18 protein-coding genes and 1 tRNA gene are annotated in these 19,537 nt (G+C 55.8%); 4 read left to right on the top strand and 15 right to left on the bottom strand.

Going from position 1 to position 19,537, the window contains the following annotated elements; all coding sequences use genetic code 11:
• Positions 1 to 8 precede the first annotated feature (8 nt).
• From FHL16_RS25400 to FHL16_RS25375, 6 genes are all read right to left on the bottom strand, one after another.
• Positions 9 to 1,256, bottom strand: coding sequence for a restriction endonuclease subunit S (locus tag FHL16_RS25400; protein ID WP_077749626.1), 1,248 nt, complete (start codon positions 1,254 to 1,256; stop codon positions 9 to 11).
• 2 nt (positions 1,257 to 1,258) lie between these two features.
• Positions 1,259 to 3,673 (bottom strand): type I restriction-modification system subunit M, encoded by a 2,415-nt coding sequence (locus tag FHL16_RS25395; protein WP_077749625.1) that lies wholly within the window; start codon positions 3,671 to 3,673, stop codon positions 1,259 to 1,261.
• 295 nt (positions 3,674 to 3,968) lie between these two features.
• Entirely contained in the window at positions 3,969 to 4,370 is a 402-nt protein-coding gene (locus tag FHL16_RS25390; RefSeq protein WP_077749624.1) for a hypothetical protein, read from the bottom strand.
• A 71-nt stretch (positions 4,371 to 4,441) separates the two neighbouring features.
• Positions 4,442 to 5,104 carry an inovirus Gp2 family protein gene (locus FHL16_RS25385; RefSeq protein ID WP_077749623.1) on the bottom strand — a complete coding sequence of 221 codons (663 nt, stop codon included), beginning with the start codon at positions 5,102 to 5,104 and terminating at the stop codon, positions 4,442 to 4,444.
• 484 nt (positions 5,105 to 5,588) lie between these two features.
• Entirely contained in the window at positions 5,589 to 5,810 is a 222-nt protein-coding gene (locus FHL16_RS25380; protein ID WP_077749622.1) for a helix-turn-helix transcriptional regulator, read from the bottom strand.
• A gap of 79 nt (positions 5,811 to 5,889) precedes the next feature.
• Positions 5,890 to 7,233 (bottom strand): hypothetical protein, encoded by a 1,344-nt coding sequence (locus FHL16_RS25375; RefSeq protein ID WP_077749621.1) that lies wholly within the window; start codon positions 7,231 to 7,233, stop codon positions 5,890 to 5,892.
• A 217-nt stretch (positions 7,234 to 7,450) separates the two neighbouring features.
• On the opposite strand from FHL16_RS25375, the gene FHL16_RS25370 reads away from it, so the two are divergent.
• Positions 7,451 to 8,428, top strand: coding sequence for a hypothetical protein (locus tag FHL16_RS25370; RefSeq protein ID WP_077749620.1), 978 nt, complete (start codon positions 7,451 to 7,453; stop codon positions 8,426 to 8,428).
• Positions 8,429 to 8,813: 385 nt separating this feature from the next.
• On the opposite strand, the gene FHL16_RS25365 is transcribed toward FHL16_RS25370, so the two are convergent.
• From FHL16_RS25365 to dapA, 5 genes are all read right to left on the bottom strand, one after another.
• Positions 8,814 to 8,903: transfer RNA gene (locus FHL16_RS25365), tRNA-Ser, on the bottom strand.
• 83 nt (positions 8,904 to 8,986) lie between these two features.
• Positions 8,987 to 9,700, bottom strand: a complete 714-nt coding sequence (gene purC, locus FHL16_RS25360; protein WP_008034929.1) for a phosphoribosylaminoimidazolesuccinocarboxamide synthase — start codon at positions 9,698 to 9,700, stop codon at positions 8,987 to 8,989.
• A 28-nt stretch (positions 9,701 to 9,728) separates the two neighbouring features.
• Positions 9,729 to 10,487, bottom strand: coding sequence for an MBL fold metallo-hydrolase (locus FHL16_RS25355; protein WP_008153089.1), 759 nt, complete (start codon positions 10,485 to 10,487; stop codon positions 9,729 to 9,731).
• A 4-nt stretch (positions 10,488 to 10,491) separates the two neighbouring features.
• Positions 10,492 to 11,607 carry an outer membrane protein assembly factor BamC gene (bamC, locus tag FHL16_RS25350; RefSeq protein ID WP_077749619.1) on the bottom strand — a complete coding sequence of 372 codons (1,116 nt, stop codon included), beginning with the start codon at positions 11,605 to 11,607 and terminating at the stop codon, positions 10,492 to 10,494.
• Between the two features lie 17 nt (positions 11,608 to 11,624).
• Positions 11,625 to 12,503, bottom strand: a complete 879-nt coding sequence (gene dapA, locus FHL16_RS25345; RefSeq protein ID WP_010462253.1) for a 4-hydroxy-tetrahydrodipicolinate synthase — start codon at positions 12,501 to 12,503, stop codon at positions 11,625 to 11,627.
• Between the two features lie 328 nt (positions 12,504 to 12,831).
• Between dapA and FHL16_RS25335 the strand changes: the two genes are divergently transcribed.
• The gene (locus FHL16_RS25335; RefSeq protein ID WP_010462255.1) at positions 12,832 to 13,392 is read left to right on the top strand and encodes a glycine cleavage system protein R; all 561 of its coding nucleotides are present in this window, start codon (positions 12,832 to 12,834) and stop codon (positions 13,390 to 13,392) included.
• A 10-nt stretch (positions 13,393 to 13,402) separates the two neighbouring features.
• Positions 13,403 to 13,876, top strand: a complete 474-nt coding sequence (locus FHL16_RS25330) for a peroxiredoxin (RefSeq protein ID WP_010462257.1) — start codon at positions 13,403 to 13,405, stop codon at positions 13,874 to 13,876.
• A gap of 143 nt (positions 13,877 to 14,019) precedes the next feature.
• On the opposite strand, the gene FHL16_RS25325 is transcribed toward FHL16_RS25330, so the two are convergent.
• Together FHL16_RS25325 and FHL16_RS25320 are read right to left on the bottom strand one after the other, a co-directional pair.
• Positions 14,020 to 15,090: an AI-2E family transporter gene (locus tag FHL16_RS25325; protein WP_010462259.1), complete on the bottom strand. Its 1,071-nt coding sequence runs from the start codon at positions 15,088 to 15,090 to the stop codon at positions 14,020 to 14,022.
• Between the two features lie 31 nt (positions 15,091 to 15,121).
• Positions 15,122 to 15,361, bottom strand: a complete 240-nt coding sequence (locus tag FHL16_RS25320; RefSeq protein WP_077749618.1) for a sulfurtransferase TusA family protein — start codon at positions 15,359 to 15,361, stop codon at positions 15,122 to 15,124.
• 98 nt (positions 15,362 to 15,459) lie between these two features.
• Here FHL16_RS25320 and FHL16_RS25315 point away from each other — a divergent pair, with 98 nt between their 5' ends.
• Entirely contained in the window at positions 15,460 to 16,893 is a 1,434-nt protein-coding gene (locus FHL16_RS25315) for a M48 family metalloprotease (protein ID WP_010462262.1), read from the top strand.
• A 78-nt stretch (positions 16,894 to 16,971) separates the two neighbouring features.
• Here the strand turns inward: FHL16_RS25315 and FHL16_RS25310 are convergent, their stop codons facing one another.
• Together FHL16_RS25310 and FHL16_RS25305 are read right to left on the bottom strand one after the other, a co-directional pair.
• Positions 16,972 to 18,390, bottom strand: a complete 1,419-nt coding sequence (locus FHL16_RS25310) for a DegQ family serine endoprotease (protein ID WP_370654422.1) — start codon at positions 18,388 to 18,390, stop codon at positions 16,972 to 16,974.
• Positions 18,391 to 18,578: 188 nt separating this feature from the next.
• On the bottom strand, positions 18,579 to 19,535 hold the full coding sequence (locus FHL16_RS25305; RefSeq protein ID WP_077749616.1) for a MucB/RseB C-terminal domain-containing protein: 957 nt from the start codon (positions 19,533 to 19,535) through the stop codon (positions 18,579 to 18,581).
• Between the last annotated feature and the right edge of the window lie 2 nt (positions 19,536 to 19,537).

Genomic DNA, 19,537 nt, shown 5'->3' with positions numbered 1-19,537 from the left:
GGATTCCGTCATACCAATCGGGTCCTGCCGGTCAGCAGCTCCTGCATCATACCTTGTTTGATTTGGCGAGTTTTGGACAACCGCTGCTCTAGTACGGACAGATCACCTTCTAAGTCAGAAAGCAGTAATGCAATTGCACTTTGTTCCTCGACAGGAGGAAAACAAAGCTTGAAGTTTTTAAACGTTGGCAAGCGAAGCGAGTCAACGGTGGCCTTAACTGAATTCTCCATCGCATGAGAACCAAACCCATCAAGCATTGCGTAGTAAATATACTTACCAACACACCCCTTAAACTCTCTAATGACATAAACACGCTGATGAGCCTCAAACCTCCCATCAACGTAATGAAAAATGCTACCAATACCACCCTCACCAGGTACAAGAACCGCCTCACACTCGTAGGAGAATGAATTTATTCTTTCGACAGTCTCAGAGCGAACATAAAATGGGTAAAGTCCATCTTGCACTTTGTCTTGATTGTTTCGCGAACCTGTCTTAATAAGCACGTGATCACCAAGCAAGACAACGTCCCAGTCCTCCGGAATTTCCCCCAACTCAGTTTGTTTTATGCCTTTCGGGCGGCCGTCGGGGCTGGTAGCAAATTGCGGCAAACGGGTACGGCCGGTCAGCAGTTGCTGCATTGTGGCGATTTTGATGGCTTGTTTTTTGACGATCAGGCTTTCTAAGCTGCTAATCAGGGCATCGATAGCTATCAAGGAGTTGGCGATGGCCGTCTGTTCATTACCGGGCGGCAACGCAATTTTGTACCCTCCCAACGCGACACCGGTAAGCTGAGGAACTCCACTACTCTCGTTGAAAATTGAAATACGAGCATTTATATAACTCGCCAAATATTTCCTATCAACTTTAGGAAATAAAACTATCAGCCGACCAATGGCTCCGAAACCCATCCTACGAAGTATCGCCGTACCCAACCCCACTCCCCTACCTACTACGGTAACGGCGTCCGCATCGTACTCCGGAAAGTCGTAATAGCCATAAATACCAGGATCATCGACAGTATTAGAGTAAATCGGATAACGATACTTATTGTCTTTCTGCGGTGAGTAATGCCTAAAGTCAACGTCCTTAGCTACCTTTATTGAGGCAACTGAAGAAATTGTTGCTTCCTCCCAATCAATGGGAATGATTCCGACGTCTGTTTGTTTGTATCCTTGAGACAAAAACTGCTTGGCGTCTGCTCTCTTCGCTTCGACCAAATACTGCGCACTGACCTCCCCGACTACATCCGCCATACTCAAGCCTCCAGCCCCATGGCCCGCAGATGCCCAGCAACCCGCTCACCCAAGATATCAACCTCAGCAACAAGCTCTGGCAAGGCACGGGCATAACGCTGCTCCAGCTCACGCACACGGTTAGCGAGTTGCTGGATAACCCGCTCGATCTCAGCCTCGATAGCAGTCTGCAGATTGGCCAGCCATTTGTCCTCGACAAGCAGGATCTGAATTTCATCAAGATTCAGTTTCGGATACTGGCGAAATACAGCTAGCCCCAGAGCCTCTTCATCGACCTTCAGAGCATTCTTTGCGTTGCTTTCGGCATCGAACAACTTCTTCGCTTGCTTGAGCACAGCAACTTCTTCCGGATCGCTGGCCAACCTTTGGCGGGCGGTCACGCTGGCCTTGGTGACTTTGTCCTTATCGTTGAGCGCGTCGTTGAGCAGGCCATCATCACTACAATGTTCTTCCAGATAGCTTTCCAGTTCCAGACTGGCACTATCATGGGCAGTTTGCAGCTGACTAATGCGTACTACATCTTGCGCGAAGAAACGTGCGCTGATCAGCGCCGGCGGGATCAGCTCAGACTTATACTTTCCTTTGCCAATCACCAGATCCGGGATTTCCTTGAGCTTTTCACCCTTCTTGGCCCCCAGCTCGCGCAACTGCCGGCCGGCAGCCCAATCGTCCTGCACCAGCACATAGACATCGTCCTGCATCATCTCAGCCCAGTAGTCCATAAGGATCTGGTAGACGTCATACTTGCTCAACAGCGGGACGGCGCTGTAGCGCTCTAGCAGGTCTTCAGAAATGCGATGGATCACGGCTTTGGGTTTGTCGCCGAGCTGGATGCTTCGCAGGTTGCTACTGGCCCGCCATTGCTGGAACGGTGCGAGGCTGCACTCGGCAAAAGCAGTGAATTCCGGGTGAGCAATGATGGTGCTTTTGACCTGATTGGCCTCCACCAACGCATTGCAGTAGCCAGGGCGACCGGGCTTGAAAAGGGACGCACGCAGACTGGGGAACACCTGCCAGAAGTGCTCAAGGGATTCGATGTCGGCATTGGGAATGCCGCCCTGTAAGTGAGCGGAGAGATCGTGCAGGTCTTCCGGCTCGCTGGCGTCGATATAGCGCGGGATGTTCAGATTATAGTCGTTGCCGGCAATTTCTTTCAGCGGCACCATGCGGCTGTAGCGCGACAGTTGCAGCTGCTTGGTGAACACATCCACCACCTTGTGGATATCTTGGTCTCGCAAGCGGTTCTTGTTGCCGTCCTTCTTAAAGCCCTTGCTGGCATCAATCATAAAGATGCCAGTGCGTGCATTCGCGTGTTCCTTGTCCAGCACGATGATGCAGGCGGGAATGCCGGTGCCGTAGAACAGGTTGGCCGGAAGGCCAATGATGCCCTTGATATAGCCCTGCTTAATCAGGTTCTCACGAATTCGCGCCTCAGCATTGCCACGAAACAGCACACCATGAGGCAAAATCACAGCGCCCTTGCCGGTACTCTTCAGAGACTTGAGGATGTGTAGCAGGAAAGCGTAATCCCCGTTTTTTTCCGGCGGAATGCCCCAATTAAAGCGACCGAAAAAATCATCCGCGGGATTTATGCCACTAGTCCAGTTCTTATTCGAGAACGGCGGGTTGGCCACTGCAAAGTCGAACAGTTTGAGCTGGCCGATTGGGTCCTTCCAGTGTGGATCGGATAGGGTGTTGCCCTTCCAAATCTTGCCGGTGGTATTGTTGTGCAAAATCATATTCATGCGCGCCAAGGCGGCGGTTGCATTGTCCATCTCCTGACCGAAAATCGACAAGCCACGCGGCGCTTCATCACTGGCTTTAAGCAACAGCGAGCCAGACCCACAAGCTGGGTCATAGACACTGGCGTCCTGAGCTGTGTCCTGGCTGATGCCAACCACCTTGGCGACGATGCGCGAGACTTCCGAAGGGGTGTAGAACTGGCCCTTGCTCTTGCCCGACTCGGTGGCGAAGTGGCGCATCAGGTATTCGTAAGCGTCGCCGAGCAGGTCGTCACCGTCGGCGCGGTTGCTGGACATGTCCAGTCCTTCGAAAATGCCGATTAGCTTGGACAGGCGGTCGACCATTTCCTTGTCTTTGCCGAGCTTATCTTCATCGTTGAAGTCGGCGACATCGATCACGCCTTTGAGGTCGTTCTCCTCGGCCAGGCGACTAATGATGGTGTTGATGTCTTCGCCGATATTTTTGCTGCCCTTGAGCTCCACCATGTCATCGAAGCTGGCTCCCTGCGGCACCAGGATCATGCCGTAGGGGTCCCCCTTGAACTTGTCCGATACGTACTTCATAAACAGCAGGGTCAGGACGTAGTCCTTGTACTGGGAAGCATCCATACCGCCGCGCAATTCGTCGCAGCTGGCCCAAAGGGAGGAATAGAGAGCAGTTTTTTTGATGGCCATGGGATTCCGTGTTCAGGGCAGCAGCCAAGGCAACTCTTGCCTTAGCGCAATGATCCAATTTTTCAGCGTTACTCATTATCACATCTTGCATGGCATAAGACGATCAACCATCCAGAGTGATTCCTCCTTGCAATGCTGAAGCTCCCCCAGATTGATGCCAGGGCGACCCAGGTGCCGACACAGATCGAGGGTGCTGACTTGCGCGCAGTGATGGCCTGCGTTTCAACTTGATGGAGGTCAGGTGACGGATCTCACTCAGGCCCTCACTTGGCACCCCGTCCCGCCTAGACTCACTTCATGCTGTAGCCTGGTTCACCTCCCGACAGCTGATCAGCTGCCGGACTTTATCGACCAACGCATTCATCGATTGAGCGGTGCTTAAGTAGGCTGTTTCTGCACTGTTCATGCAGATCAACCCCAATGGGCTGCATTCGAGCCCAATCTCTTGGTACGCCACCCAGAACACCTCTTGATGTTCATCGTCGCAGCAGTCCGCGTACGCCTCGTTAATCTGTGGCACGCAGTCGAATAGCCTGGACAGCGATGTCGACTTGATCTGCTCATCGCCCAGTACGTCCAGGGTGATACGGTAGGCCGGCTCGTCCGTGCGGGCGACAGCCTGCACCAGCCGACCGATGACAATTGCAGTGTGTGATTCAGATAACGGTAGTCGCGGATTGATGAAAGGAAGAAGCATGGGCATGCCTACTGGATAATGGATTGAGTAAAGGGGAGCTAAGCAGCTCCCACATGATCTGCTGCTGTGGTTCACCCCCTGCTACAACCAAACGCACGACATCGACTGCCGTAGTCCTTGGTAGCTGCCTTGCAGAGGTAGCTCACCCGATGGAAGTACCGATCCATTTCCTCTGGATCATCCTGAGAGAGGTGGAATGTGGCTTTATCAGGGATATGCACCAAGCCATCTGCATCTTCGAATGAAATCCTCAGCGCACTGGCCCATGCGGCCTGAATGCGGCTGTATAGGTTTTCCCTTTCAGATTGAAAGCGCCCCACCGTGTGGTACGCATCCTGGTTAAGCAGCAAGACGAAGTGGAAGTGCGGACGCCCTTCCTGTCCAATTTCTCTGACCCAACACCACCGGACGCTTGTCTGATGTGCATAACCGTTTAGACGCGCTGAGCGCTTGCGAGCTAATTGAATCCTGACGGTCAAGGAGTCGACAAATCTGGAGATGATGGCATTACCTGATTCAGCCGGTAGATCGTCGTCAGGAAAGCGCAGATCGAAACGTATCGCGAACACCTGGCGATGATCGCTCAGCGCTAACTGAGTGGTCTTAAGAAGTCGTTCGAGGTATTCGGTAATGAAAGGGGCATGGGACGCCATCACGGTTAGACCGTGAAAGGTGTCCTCGTAATGCAGGTGAAGATTGCTGTTGCCGGAATGACGCTTGGTCTGATGTGCCATGGAGGTGATCCGCTGAGTGAATTCATAAACTCAGTGGACTGGGTATTTATTTACGATTCGATCTGCCAACAGGCTGGCCTCAGATCAGCGCTTGGCGCTGATCCTGTCAATGGTTGCAACGAGATGGATGACTGAGCTCATGCGCTTACCCCTTGGAGGGTAAGCCTGATAAGTCTCTGAATAGATTCTGAAGCTTGGTAGGTGCGATTGGCTGTGATTGGCTGAAGTTATGAGCAATGAATATCTCGTATAAATATTGGCTATGAATATCGACGCTATGAATGACCCTATAAATAATACTAATACCGAGATACAGCTCCCCACGCTTGCAAGGGCGTGGAGAGCTGCAATGCCAGGGAACGCGGGAAAAATGCGACGATTTCAATGATTCAGATGCTCTGGAACTAAACCACTTTTGAGACTCACCCGATCAGCACGAACGCTGACCGAATGACTGGGCGCCAGCTCAACCCATGGACGCGGATCATGCAGCCTTTAGCTGCGACACCGCAGCGAGGGAGTCGTGCCTATCACGGGCCTCGATCCTAGCCATGACCCAGGCCATAACTTCACTTTCGACCCAAGCCACTGCTCTTTCCCCCAGCGACACTGACTTGGGAAAAACTCCTTCTTCGATGTATTTGTAGATGGTGGACCGACCTAGACCAGTCACGTGTTTGACATCCTTCAGGCGAATTAACCTCATGAACAGGCTCCTCTGCATTCCGTTCAGAGGATTGGGAGGTCTTGTAGAAAAACACCTAAGCGGTGGCTTTTTCGCTGCCTTACTGGATCTGCAAGCCATAACGATACCGATCCTCTAGGGAGATGTCGGACTCGCGGGACAAGGGCTCGGGATCCGCCTCACCTTCAGCGGCGGCCTTAATGACTAAACAACTGCGCCAACCGTTCGGCAATTTGGGCAGGGCAAGCAGCGCAATCGGTGTATAGCGAAACGTCAAAGGTCTAGGAATTATGACGAAATCCATTGATTCAAACGGAACGTCGGTGGCATGGCAAAGCCGCTCTTTGATCCCGACCGCCAAGTCATAAGCGCCGTGATAGAGCTCATCCAGCAGACGGGCGTGCTGATCATCGTCAGAGCCTGACGGCAGCGTTGAAGGCCGAAAATACTTACTGATCGACTCTCGCAGTTCCTGGTCGTCAATCCGCTTGTTTATTACAAGGCAATCCAGCGCTGACCAATGCCTGGAAAGCAGCTGAGCGGCGCACTGCTCCAGCATGACCTGTAATAATCGAAAGAAAGAGTCGCGTTGCCCCTCAAGAAATCTGACTAACTGCAGGTGGGGCATCCCATCAAAAGACCTAGGATTTGCCCTGAGTAAACAAACATGTTTATAGATATCCGACGCATGTCGAATCCCTTCGGCGCAATGGACCCCCTCCGGGCAGGCAAGAACAGAAGTAGCATCGCTTCCCTTCGATAGCTCCGGATGGTTCAGGTTGAGGAAGTAGACGCTTTTCATTTTGGCGAAAAGAACCGAACTGGTTGCACCCGGCACGTAGGCCCGTATTAACCCCAGATGCATCAGCCGCTGCACCCTGTACTTCAAATCTTCCTTCCCAAGCCCCGTGACCTTGCACAACGCTGAAGAGCCCAAGTCGCTGACCACACCGAAACGGTCGGCGTGGCACAACAGCACACTCAGTAATAGACGATTCACGACACTCAGCGTCTCTGGCTGCTTTTTACTCCGCAGGAGAGCCAACGGAGCCAGATCCAGCTTTTGCTTTTCGGATTTTTCGTTTGCTTGGGCAGCCCTCCTAATTTCATGCTTTAGCAGACTGCAGACAACGGCCTCGTGCTGCCTGACTGACAACATGGGTGCTTTATTGAGCTTTTCGTGAAAGTCATCTTGGAGTCGGTAGCACCTCTTCGGTCGCCCCTTGCCCTCGGCCGTGGACGAAAAGGTCAATACACCGCACGCAACCAAATCGGCCAGAGACTTAGTCGTCTGGCGATCAGAGAGTCCAAACTGCTTCGCTAAAGCCTTCACACCAAGGCCCTTGGGTTCAACTGTACCGAAGCATTGAATGAAGCGGACTAGGAAGTATTTCCCCGCTGGATCAAGCCCTTTCACCTCGTAGAATAAAGCAGCCAAGAACACGCTACGCCTCCAGCGGGACACGGGTAGAAAATCGCCATTATATCGCAATAATTACAGGCTGTTATTTTTCTATAATCATTATGCATAACGGTAGTTTAATCGTCACGCATAACGTCTATTAATTGCTATGCATAACGGAATTAAACAATTACGCATAACGCAAATAAAATTAGGTACTATCACTGAAATAGATAATAAAACTGAGGTTGCTCGAAATATGCGCCGGAAATCGATTGGGCTCGAATGGCTCACTAGGGGAAATCTCAAGCAACAGCAATGGGCTCATAACTATCTACAAAAAAAAGATCTGATCGACCAGGCGCACAGCTCCTCAACGGACGACGATCTCCGCCTGATTGGCAGGGAGCTAGAGAAATCAAAAGATGGCCAAGCGATCATTGGATTGATGAAAAATGCATGGAGGCAGGTGAAATCTAATGCCCCGGAGAAAGGCTGGAAGGTCGGTCGATTCAAGCTCAGGACGGAAGTAAAAAAGGAGCTGGTAGCGTTAGCTAAGAAGAACAGCACCAATGAGACCGACATGCTTCGCATATTGATTTCAGATGGGGCGAGCGCCCATGCAAGGCTGAGAGCGAAGCTAGACGATCTCCAAGAAAAAGCCAGAAATCTCAGCCAAAGCAAAAATGCTGTAACAGATTTATTTGAGTTCGTGGTGGCAATGCTGTGCCGAACCGAGGTCCTCTTACACGACACTCTTTCGACGGTGACGATCACTCAGGATCAGGAGCACAGAATAGAAAAGCTGCGAAAGGAGGTACTCACTGAAGCCAACGCCGATATAGCCGCGAGCGTAGGTGAAATCGACAAAATCAGGCTCCGCATTCCAGGACGCCTCTATAAAGCGATGAAAGAGGAAAAGCGCGCTAGCCGTCTAATCACGAGCAAGACAACGCAGGCGAACCTTACTAACCTGGAACCAGTCACTTACTCGAAGCCTTCGAGCAAAAAAGCACCTGAAGCACAGGCCAAAACCAACTCAAAAGGCACCACCAGCGCATTGCCCAATCACCCAGTCAGTAAAACCGTAGAAATGGAGCCTGGTAAACTTGTTACTGACGTACCGCACCCGAGCCCCCAGATCACAACACAAAATCCACCCAGCATAGGTGCACGCCCCAGAACTCTTGGGGACCTCCTGCGCGAACAAGAAGAGGCCAGTGATTCGAAAACCTAAGATTGGAACCATTGCAACAGCTCCTAGGCAGGCGCAACACTCCCTGAACACATGGGGCACCGGAAAAAGCCGCAGCGCTCCCATGCGGGTCAGTCTTGTATTAGCACTGAAACCTATTGACCCCCATTACGATTCAACACAGGGATTGCGACAGGACGACGAAAGCGTGCCGACCGATCACAGCTGTCGCGTCCAGAGATGCGGGCGCGCATTTCATGCGCCTTGATGGACTTTTCTTACCGGGCGATCACACCACTACGTCCACAGCCCTTTTAAAGGGCAATGAGAGCAAAGTCACGCAAAAACAGAGTGGGGGAACAGATGGGGGAACAGAACCTGCAGAATGCAAAAAGGCCCCATAAAATGGGGCCTTTAAGTAAAAATATGGCGGAGAGATAGGGATTCGAACCCTAGGTACCGGTGAAGGTACAACGGATTTCGAATCCGTCCCATTCGGCCACTCTGGCATCTCTCCAACGGCGCGCATCATAACAACACTTTCGCCGGAAGCGAACCCCCTAAGCGAAATTTTTCCGTGCTATCAGATGCTTGCGTCGATTAAAGCGGTACGCCCAGACGATTGGCGACTTCTTCGTAGGCTTCGATGACATCACCGAGGCCCTGGCGGAAGCGGTCTTTGTCCATTTTCTTGCCGGTGGCCTTGTCCCACAGGCGGCAGCCGTCCGGGCTGAACTCGTCGCCCAGGACGATAGAGCCGTCGGAGAACACGCCGAATTCGAGTTTGAAGTCGACCAGCAGCAGGCCGGCGTCGTCGAACAGTTTGCTCAGGACTTCGTTGACCTTGAGCGACAGTTCTTTCATGCGAACCAGTTGCTCGGCGGTGCCCCAACCGAAGGCCACGACGTGGGATTCGTTGATGAACGGGTCGCCCTTGGCGTCGTCCTTCAGGAACAGTTCGAAGGTGTAAGGGTTGAGCTTCATGCCTTCTTCGACGCCCAGGCGCTTGACCAGGCTGCCGGCGGCGTAGTTACGCACGACGCACTCGACCGGGATCATGTCGAGCTTCTTCACCAGGCATTCGTTGTCGCCCAGCAGTTTGTCGAACTGGGTCGGCACGCCGGCGGCTTCGAGTTTCTGCATGATGAAGGCGTTGAACTTGTTGTTCACCATGCCTTTGCGGTCGAGCTGCTCGATGCGCTTGCCGTCGAACGCCGAGGTGTCGTTGCGAAACAGCAGGATCAAGCGGTCAGCGTCGTCGGTCTTGAAAACCGATTTGGCTTTGCCGCGGTAGAGTTCTTCACGTTTTTCCATGATGGGCTCCGCTTGCTAAGTAGGTGGGCTAGGCGATGTGTCGCCAGTCGAGCCCTGAATCTTGATCGGCCAGTTGCAGCCAGTCCGGGTCGCACCCGAGGGTGTCGACAAAACATTGCCGGGCCAGCTGCGGCAGGTTGTTCTTGCTGCTCAGATGGGCCAGGACCAGGTGTTGCAGGCCTTGCCAGCCCAACTCAGACACCAGGAATGCCGCCTGGTGGTTGTTCAGATGTCCCAGTTCACCGCCAACCCGCTGCTTCAGGAAGTACGGGTAGTGACCGCGAGCGAGCATGTCACGGCAATGGTTGGACTCGATCATCAGCGCATCGAGGTCCCGATAGCCGTCCAGCACCTTGTTGCAATACGAGCCCAGGTCGGTCAGCAGGCCAAAGCGCCGCTCACCGTCGCTGAAAACGTACTGCGTCGGTTCCTGTGCATCGTGGGCCACGGCAATGACGCCGATGCTCAGTGCGCCGATCTGCAGTTGCTCGCCGCCAGCCAGAAGGCCAGCCGGTTCAATCGGTTTGCGCATCCCGCGCAGGGTCCCGCGACTGAGGTAGACAGGCAGATTGTAGCGCCGAGACAGCAAACCCACGCCATGCACGTGGTCGGCATGTTCGTGGGTCACGAGTATCGCGCTCAACTGCGCAGGGTTCACACCCAGGCGCAGCAGGCGTTTTTCGGTTTCCCGCAGGGAGAAACCACAATCCACCAGCACATACGTATCAGCACTGGCTATCAGCGTGCCGTTCCCTTGGCTACCGCTGCCGAGAACGGCAAAACGCATGTGATCAGCCCAGGTTGTCCTGAATCACGCTCAACACTTTGCGCGCCACTTCTGCCGGCGCCACGGTGTTGATGTTTTTCTCGACGGTGACCTGGACGTTCTCGCCTACCTTGCTCAGGCGAACCTGATAACGCTCGGCACGGGCTTCAACTTCTTCCTTGCTCGGCGCGCTGCCGAACAGGCTGCTGAAGAAGCCAGGCTTCTCGTCTTTCTTCTCGGCTTTTTCGGAGAGATTGATGTAGTACAGGCCCAGGCTGCGGTTGATGTCTTCAACGCGCCATTCGCCCTGTTCCAGCGCACGACCAACGCTCGACCAGGCACGATCCAGGTCATTGCCGACGTTCAGAACCGGGTTGCCGCTGCCGTCTTCGCTCAGGCTGACACGACTCGGCGTATCGAAATCACGCGAAGCCAGCATGGAAACCGAACCGCCCTTTTCCGAGATGCGGCTCATGCTCGCGAGCATGTCGTCGACCAGTGCCGCGTCCAGGCCAGTGTTGACCGAACGGTTGGTGAAGGCCACGTCGGCGGTGCTGCCGGCAGGACGCTCGGCGCTGACCACGTAGATTTCGCTGGTGTTGCGCTGAACGCCCGGCTCGATACGCACTCGAACGCGGGTTTCGCTGTCGGTGCTGACGCCAGCGGAACTCAGGCGCTTGGCCATCGCTGCCGACAGTTCGTCGGAACGCTGCCAGGTGGTGGTGAATTCACCGGTTTGCGGCTTCTGTTCGTCCAGACGGAAACCGTTGTCCTGGAAGAACTGTATCGCCACTGGCCAGGCTTCGGCGGGTGGATTCTGGGCCAGGATCGAGCGCGAATCACCGCTCTTCTGCAGCGAGTAGGCGCTGGCGTCAGCCGATGCCGTCAGTGGCTGCGGACGCGGCACGATGTATTCGCCTTTGGCGGTGTCATCAGCCACGTTGCGCGGGATCGGCAGCAGCGGATCCAGACGCTTGGCGGTGCTGACATCCGTTGGCAGTTGCATAGGTGCAGTCTGTTGCGCTTCCAGGTAATCGCTACCACGGTCACGGAAATAACCTTCCGGGCCCCAGACCCATCCACAGCCACTGGTGCTGGAGATAATCAAGGCAAGTGCGGAAAGTCCGGCCAATCGCTTCATGCGTAGTGCTTCCTCAATTAAACCAGTACGCCGGACTGGCGCATGGCCTGCCGCAGCGGTTCGTGACAGGCAGCGCTGAGCCAGGTGAGCGGCAGACGAATACCGTCCGGCATCAGGCCCATTTCATGCAGCGCCCATTTCACGGGGATAGGGTTGGATTCGATAAACAGGGTTTTATTGAGCGGCATCAGCTTTTCGTGAATCGCGCGGGCCGTGACGGCGTCGCCTTTCAGGGCAGCGTTGCACAGGTCGCTCATGTCGCGCGGGGCGACGTTGGCGGTGACCGAGATGTTGCCTTTGCCGCCGAGCAGGATCAGCTCGACTGCGGTGGCGTCGTCACCGGACAGCACCAGGAAGTCTTTGCTGACGCCGTCGATGATGGCTTTGGCGCGGGCCAGGTCGCCGGTGGCTTCCTTGATGCCGATGATGTTTTTCACGGTCGACAGGCGGATCACGGTTTCGGTCAGCATGTCGCAGGCGGTACGGCCCGGCACGTTGTACAGGATCTGCGGGATGTCGACGGCTTCGGCGATGGCCTTGAAGTGCTGGTACAAGCCTTCCTGGGTCGGCTTGTTGTAGTACGGCGTCACCAGCAGGCAAGCATCGGCGCCGGCGGTCTTCGCATTGGTGGTCAGCTCGATGGCTTCGCGCGTCGAATTGGCGCCAGTACCGGCGATCACCGGAATGCGCCCTGCCACCTGCTTCACCACGTAACGAATCACTTCGATGTGCTCGTTCACGTCAAGGGTGGCCGATTCACCTGTAGTGCCGACGGCCACGATCGCGTGGGTGCCGTTCTGCAGGTGAAAGTCCACCAGTTTGCTCAGGCTGTCCCAGTCGAGACGACCTTGTGCATCCATGGGTGTGACCAGTGCCACCATACTGCCCGCAATCATGCAACCGCTCCTGCCGGAAAAAGAGAGCGGTAATGGTACTGGCGCCAAGATGCTTGTACAAGCAAAGTACTGCGCTGCTGCCATTCCCCTTGGCGCTGCTTTTCGCTACCCTTCAGGCTTTGATCGGTACTGATAAGCTCGCACGTCGGGTTTGAGCCTCCATTTTCGGCATCACAAGCCCCGATCCAGCGTTGCCACCCCTCGCTCCTGCCTTGATGGAGCACGTTGCAACCTTCGGCCCGGGTTTTTTGAATTCGCATCCGCAGGCTCGCCCCCGGTAGTAAAAGCCCGTAAAAGTATCGACCGCTCATCGCTTTAGGAATGCTGCATGTCCACCCCCACAGTTCGCGAACAATTCCTTGTCATCAGTGCCCTCGGCGCCAACCCCATGGAGCTGACTAACGTCCTGTGCCGCGCCAGCCATGAAAACCGCTGCGCCGTGGTCACTTCTCGCCTGACCCGTCATGGCGAGTGCAGCGCGTTGATCCTCGAAATCTCCGGCAGCTGGGACGCCCTGGCGCGCCTTGAAGGCAGCCTGCCGGGCCTCGCCAAGAAGCATGCATTCACCGTTAACGTGGTGCGCAGCGCGGCGCTGGAGAATCGTCCTCAGGCTTTGCCTTACGTCGCTTATGTCAGCTCGGCCTATCGCTCGGACATCATCAACGAGCTGTGCCAGTTCTTCATGGACCACAACGTCGAGCTGGAAAACCTGACCTGCGACACGTATCAGGCGCCGCAAACCGGCGGCACCATGCTCAACGCCACGTTTACCGTGACCTTGCCGGCCGGCGTGCAGATCAGCTGGTTGCGCGATCAGTTCCTGGATTTCGCCGACGCGCTGAACCTGGACGCACTGATCGAACCGTGGCGCCCACAAAACCCAATGTAAGGAAGCTTTCATGGCCGTTGCCATCGACCAACCGGTTGCCGACTTCGAAGCACCCGCCACCAATGGACAGACCGTCAGCCTCGCGGGCCTTAAAGGCAAGCAAGTGGTGATCTACTTCTATCCGAAGGACAGCACGCCGGGCTGCACCACTCAGGGCCAGGGCTTTCGCGATCAGCTTGACGCCTTTAAAGCGGCAAACACCGAAGTCTTCGGTGTTTCGCGTGACAGTCTGAAATCCCACGAGAACTTCAAGGCCAAGCAAGCGTTCACTTTCGAGCTGATCAGCGACAAGGAAGAAGCGCTCTGCCAGCTGTTTGATGTGATCAAGCTGAAGAAGCTGTATGGCAAGGAATACATGGGCGTCGATCGCAGCACATTCCTGATTGATAAGGACGGAGTGCTGCGTCAGGAATGGCGCGGTGTGAAGGTGCCGGGGCATGTGGATGCGGTGTTGGCGGCTGCACAGGCGTTGAACAAGGCCTGAGTTTTATCGTCGTCTGTTCGGACGCTATCGCGAGCAGGCTCGCTCCCACGGTTGACCGAGTTGGCCAGCCTGACGCGATCCGATGTGGGACCGGGCCTGCTCGGGAGCCGCCACCTGCCCCACTGCCTCATCCCGGCTGACTGCTAAAGCAACGGCGCCACCACCGGCTCCTTGCGCGGCCAGGCATCCAGCACAGCCTTGAACAGCGTCGCCAGCGGAATCGCAAAGAACACCCCCCAGAATCCCCACAACCCGCCAAACAACAGCACCGCACAGATAATCGCCACCGGATGCAAATTCACCGCCTCCGAAAACAGCAGCGGCACCAGCACATTCCCGTCCAGCGTCTGGATAATCCCGTAGACCGCCATCAGGTAAATGAACTGATCGCTCCAGCCCCACTGGAACAGCGCGATCAACATGACCGGGACCGTCACCACCACTGCGCCGACGTAAGGCACCACCACCGACACCCCCACCAGCAATGCCAGCAACGCCGCGTAGTTGAGCCCCAGCACGACAAAACCGATGTAGGTCACACCGCCGCAGATAAAAATCTCGATGACTTTGCCGCGGATGTAATTGGCGATCTGTCGGTTCATTTCATGGGCTACACGGGTGATCAATGCCCGTTCACGCGGCAGGTAGCCGCGCACCCACTGACCGATCATCTCGCGGTCCTTGAGAAAGAAGAACACCAGGATCGGCACCAGCACCAGGTAGATCATGATGTTCACCAGCAGAGGCAGACTCGACAGCGAGAACGTCAGTGCCCACTGACCGAACTTGCCGATTTCGCCCCGCGCCACCTCGATGGCCTGCAACACCTGCTCGTCCGACACCAGGTGCGGATAGCGTTCGGGCAGAAGCAACAGCAGCGATTGCCACTTGGCCAGCATCCCGGGCAGTTCGTTGAACAGCGTGATCAACTGATGCCAGAGCAACGGCACCACGACAATAATGAACACCAGCAAAACGCCCATGAACAAGGCGAAGACCAACCCCACCGCGACCCCACCGGGCATGCGCAGGCGTTCGAGGGTAACGACCAGGCCCTGCATCAGATACGCCAGCACCATCCCGGCCAACACCGGCGCGAGCATGCCGCCCAACGTCAGAACGGCGGTAAAGGCCAGAAACAGCAGCACCGCCAGCACCACGGCTTCTTCATCGGAAAAGTAGCGCTGAATCCAGTCGCGTAACACCTTGAACATCAATAATCCTTAGAAATGAACGCAGCAGGTTTCAGGCTTTTTTCAACCAGTAGCGGTAAACACCCGCCTCATCTTCTTCGCGAAGCAGCGTATGACCGGCCAATCGGGCAAAGGTGCGAAAGTCGCGCTGGGAACCCGCATCGGTGGAGATGACCTTGAGCACCGCGCCACTGGCCAGTCGATTCAGCTCCAGCTTGGCCTTGAGCAATGGCAGCGGGCAATTCAGGCCACTGGCATCCAGTTCGGCGTCATGGGTTACAGCATCGGTCATTGCATCGCTCCGGGTCAGGTGGTGGAGTTGCCTAGAATATCTGGTCCCGGGCCAAGTGTCCGGCTACAGTAAGGTCTTTGTCGACTAAGGCTTTGTGCATGACTTTTTTGCGCCCTACCCTGCTGACGCTCGCTTGCCTGCTCGCCTCACCGGGCTTCGCCGACGACTTGCCGTCACTCGGCGACGCCAGTTCTGCCATTGTCTCGCCGCAACAGGAATATCAACTGGGCCGTGCGTGGCTCGCGCTGTTGCGCAGCCAGGTCTCGCAGCTCAACGATCCGCAGCTCAAGGATTACGTCGAATCCAGCGTTTACCGCCTGGTGGAAACCAGCCAGGTCAATGACCGGCGCCTGGAGTTCATCCTGATCAACAGCCCGCAGCTCAACGCCTTTGCGGCGCCGGGCGGTATTGTCGGGGTCAACGGCGGTCTGTTCCTCAATGCGCAGACCGAGGGCGAATACGCTTCGGTACTGGCGCACGAATTGGCTCACTTGTCGCAACGCCACTTTGCCCGAGGCGTGGAAGCCCAGCAGCGCATGCAAGTGCCGATGATGGCGGCTCTGTTGGCCGGGATCGTCATTGCTGCTGCCGGTGCCGGTGACGCCGGGATCGCGGCGATTGCGGGCACTCAGGCGGCGGCGATTCAGGAACAACGACGTTTCTCGCGCCAGAACGAACAGGAAGCCGACCGTATCGGCATCCTCAATCTGGAAAAGGCCGGTTATGACCCGCGGTCGATGCCGACCATGTTCGAGCGGTTGATGCGTCAATACCGCTTTGACGCCAAGCCACCAGAATTCCTGTTGACTCACCCGGTGACCGAATCGCGGATCGCCGACACCCGCAACCGCGCCGAACAGGCCAAAGCGGGCGGCGTCGAAGACACCATGCGCTATCAGCTGATTCGTGCACGCGTTCAGCTGGTCTACGAAGAAACCCCAGGCTTGGGCGCCAAGCGCTTTCGCGCGCAGCTCGACGAGAACCCGAAAAATGACGTCGCTCGTTATGGCCTGGCAATCGCCCAGATCAAGGGCGGCCAGTTGAATGAAGCTCGTGAGAACCTCAAGCTGCTGCTGGCCAAATCACCGAACGAGATCATCTACAACCTGGCGCAGGTCGACCTGGATATCACCAACAATCGCCTGCCCGATGCTCAAACACGGGTTGACCGGATGCTCACCCAGTACCCTGGCAACTATCCATTGAACCAGGTGCGTGTCGATCTGTTGCTGAAACAAAACCGCGCCGCCGATGCGGAAAAGGCGCTCGAAGGCCTGCTGAAGTCGCGCCCGGACGATCCGGACGTGTGGTATCAGGTGGCCGAGACTCGCGGCCTGTCAGGCAACATCATCGGTCTGCATCAGGCTCGCGCGGAGTACTTCGCCCTGGTTGGCGACTATCGCCAGGCCATTCAGCAACTGGACTTCGCCAAGCGCAAGGCCGGCACCAACTTCCCGTTGTCGTCGCGTATCGACGCCCGGCAACGCGAGTTGATGGAGCAGGAACGGATGGTCAAGGACATGATGGGCTGACCTGCTTGCGGAACATAAAACGCAGACACAAAAAAACCGCCTCTTTCGAGGCGGTTTTTCATTCAGCCGACAACCGGTTTATTCAGCCAGTTTGAAGGTGATGAAGCTGGCACGACCTTGACGCAGAACTCGCATGGACACCGATCGATTCTTCGGCAGTGCCTTGGCGATTTCAGCGAACTCCTTGCTATCGTTGATTGCCTGGTTGTTCAGGTGAGTGATCACATCATTTGGCTGCAAGCCGATGAGCGATGCAGGACCGTCCTGAACTTCCTTGATCACCACACCACCTTTGAGGTCGTAGGCTTTCTTCTGCTCAGCAGTCAGATCGGCGACGGCGACGCCCAGACGATTGCTGTTGGTTTCAACACCGGACTTGAGTTTCGAGTCCAGCTCTTTACCTTCGTCAGGGATCGCGCCGACCGTCAGTTCGACATTCTTGCGCTTGCCGTCGCGGATCACTTCAAGGTTGGCCTTCGCGCCTTCCTTGAGTGCACCCACCAGGTGCGGCAGATCGGCAGACATGACGATTGGCTGACCGTTCATGCTCAGGATCACGTCGCCGACTTGCAGATCACCCTTGGCAGCCGGGCCATCTTCCTGGATCTGAGCCACCAGCGCACCGGCCGGCTTCTCAAGACCGAACGACTCGGCCAGATCCTTGCTCACTTCCTGGATCACCACACCCAACCAGCCACGGCTGACTTTACCGCCACTTTTCAGCTGGTTGGATACGTCCAGGGCCACGTCGATAGGGATCGCGAACGATACGCCCATGAAGCCACCGGAGCGGGTGTAGATCTGCGAGTTGATCCCGACCACTTCACCGGCCAGGTTGAACAGCGGACCACCCGAGTTACCCGGGTTGATGGGCACGTCGGTCTGGATGAACGGCACATAATTTTCGTTCGGCAGGCTACGACCGACAGCGCTGACGATGCCTTGGGTCACGGTATGGTCGAAGCCGAACGGCGAGCCGATCGCTACGACCCATTGGCCGGCCTTCAGGTCCTGGGATTTACCCAGTTTCAGGACTGGCAGGTCCTTGCCTTCGATTTTCAGCAGCGCCACATCGGAACGTGGGTCGGTGCCTATCAGCTTGGCTTTCAACTCACTGCGGTCGGAGAGACGAACGAGAATTTCGTCGGCATCGGCGATCACGTGGTTGTTGGTCAGGATGTAGCCGTCCGGCGAGATGATAAAGCCCGAGCCCAGGGACTGCGCTTCACGCTGGCGATCACCGCGAGGCGAGCGCGGTTGCGGCATGCCCCGTTCGAAAAACTCGCGCAGCGCGGGTGGCAGGCCTTCAAGGTCGGGCATCTGGTCAGACACTCTGCGGTCCGGCAGCTTTTGCGTGGTACTGATGTTCACCACCGCGGGCGAGGCCTGCTCGACCAACTGGGTAAAGTCAGGCAATTCAACTGCTTGAGCAGTGACCGCCTGACCGAGCACCAGCACGGTGGCGAAAATGGACAGATAAGACTTCAAGCGTGGTATCGACATACGGCTCCCGTTACGACGAGCATGGTTAAGCGATATGGAGCAAGGAACACCGGGAAAGATACGCCGGTATTTTTGTTCCGGGAACAACAAAACAAGGCCAGAGCCGTGAGGCTCTGACCTATAGAAAAATTCAGGTTTTTTTGCAAATTGAAATGCTCACCAAACATTTCGATATCAGCTCACTACTTGGTTGCAGTGGCATCGGAGCGCATGGACAGCGCAATCCGTTCAGCAGTACCTATCGGAATCTCACCGACCACGGTCACCATCATCTCGCCTTGAGGGGTCGTCAAGCGCCGAGAAACAGCAACGGTTGGGCCTAACTGGGTGCGGGTGTCGGTAACGGTGGCACCATTCAACGGCTCAAGGAACACCGAAAACCGCGCCAGACCATCGTCGTACATCAGACTGGTGACCTGGGTTTTGGTCTCCGTATCTTTATGGGTGCTGCTGCTGGTCAGCTCGAAACCGGGCGGGAGCCAGTCCGAATGCCAGACTTGGGCGGCCTTGACGGCGGAAGCCTTGTCGCTGTCGAGTTTGACCACCTTGCAATCGTCGCCTGCCTGCAAGTCGCGGTCAGACGGCACGTTGTCGGTATTCAGCTGGGTGAACTGGAAACGCTCAAGCAACTGCCCTTTGTCATTCAGTAGCAATGACTTCAACGGCAAGCCGGTTTCCTTATCAAGGTGCAGCTCAAAACCGTAGCGATGCTGGTCACGTGGCTTCAATGAAATAATCACTGCCGCACGCCCAGCCACACGCGACTTGCCAATGACGGCAAGCTCATACCAATTCTTCAACTTTTGTGGATCGAGTGCACGGGCAGCGGAGTTGGGAGAGTCCCCAAGCCCTGCTATCAGGACGCCGCTGACGCATTGAGTATGCCCATCAATGCGAACGACTTCCTGTGCTGAGCCGTCGAGCTGCAGTAAACGCTCACGGACCTTGCCATCCTGGACACGGTGCCAGATGTTATGGGTAGAAAAGCTACCGTTACGCTCGTAAACGAAAGTGCCGTAAAAGCTTTGCTGTTGCTCGGCCTGACCAAGACGGGTCAACCAGTCCTGGGCTTCATCGGCGTGGGCTGGAACAATGAACCAGCCACCGAGCAGAAGCGAAAGTAGAGGTATGGCGCGCATGA

It is taken from the genome of Pseudomonas sp. FSL W5-0299 (assembly GCF_005930655.1).
Lineage (GTDB): Bacteria > Pseudomonadota > Gammaproteobacteria > Pseudomonadales > Pseudomonadaceae > Aquipseudomonas > Aquipseudomonas mandelii.
Note: the sequence above shows the minus strand (reverse complement) of the source record. Positions and strands in the feature narration are given on the sequence as shown.

Bases quoted from the DNA above. Each gene is read 5' to 3' on its own strand.
- FHL16_RS25400 (WP_077749626.1), bottom strand. From the start codon at position 1,256: ATGGCGGATGTAGTCGGGGAGGTCAGTGCGCAGTATTTGGTCGAAGCG.
- FHL16_RS25395 (WP_077749625.1), bottom strand. From the start codon at position 3,673: ATGGCCATCAAAAAAACTGCTCTCTATTCCTCCCTTTGGGCCAGCTGC.
- FHL16_RS25390 (WP_077749624.1), bottom strand. From the start codon at position 4,370: ATGCTTCTTCCTTTCATCAATCCGCGACTACCGTTATCTGAATCACAC.
- FHL16_RS25385 (WP_077749623.1), bottom strand. From the start codon at position 5,104: ATGGCACATCAGACCAAGCGTCATTCCGGCAACAGCAATCTTCACCTG.
- FHL16_RS25380 (WP_077749622.1), bottom strand. From the start codon at position 5,810: ATGAGGTTAATTCGCCTGAAGGATGTCAAACACGTGACTGGTCTAGGT.
- FHL16_RS25370 (WP_077749620.1), top strand. From the start codon at position 7,451: ATGCGCCGGAAATCGATTGGGCTCGAATGGCTCACTAGGGGAAATCTC.
- purC (WP_008034929.1), bottom strand. From the start codon at position 9,700: ATGGAAAAACGTGAAGAACTCTACCGCGGCAAAGCCAAATCGGTTTTC.
- FHL16_RS25355 (WP_008153089.1), bottom strand. From the start codon at position 10,487: ATGCGTTTTGCCGTTCTCGGCAGCGGTAGCCAAGGGAACGGCACGCTG.
- bamC (WP_077749619.1), bottom strand. From the start codon at position 11,607: ATGAAGCGATTGGCCGGACTTTCCGCACTTGCCTTGATTATCTCCAGC.
- dapA (WP_010462253.1), bottom strand. From the start codon at position 12,503: ATGATTGCGGGCAGTATGGTGGCACTGGTCACACCCATGGATGCACAA.
- FHL16_RS25335 (WP_010462255.1), top strand. From the start codon at position 12,832: ATGTCCACCCCCACAGTTCGCGAACAATTCCTTGTCATCAGTGCCCTC.
- FHL16_RS25330 (WP_010462257.1), top strand. From the start codon at position 13,403: ATGGCCGTTGCCATCGACCAACCGGTTGCCGACTTCGAAGCACCCGCC.
- FHL16_RS25325 (WP_010462259.1), bottom strand. From the start codon at position 15,090: ATGTTCAAGGTGTTACGCGACTGGATTCAGCGCTACTTTTCCGATGAA.
- FHL16_RS25320 (WP_077749618.1), bottom strand. From the start codon at position 15,361: ATGACCGATGCTGTAACCCATGACGCCGAACTGGATGCCAGTGGCCTG.
- FHL16_RS25315 (WP_010462262.1), top strand. From the start codon at position 15,460: ATGACTTTTTTGCGCCCTACCCTGCTGACGCTCGCTTGCCTGCTCGCC.
- FHL16_RS25305 (WP_077749616.1), bottom strand. From the start codon at position 19,535: ATGCGCGCCATACCTCTACTTTCGCTTCTGCTCGGTGGCTGGTTCATT.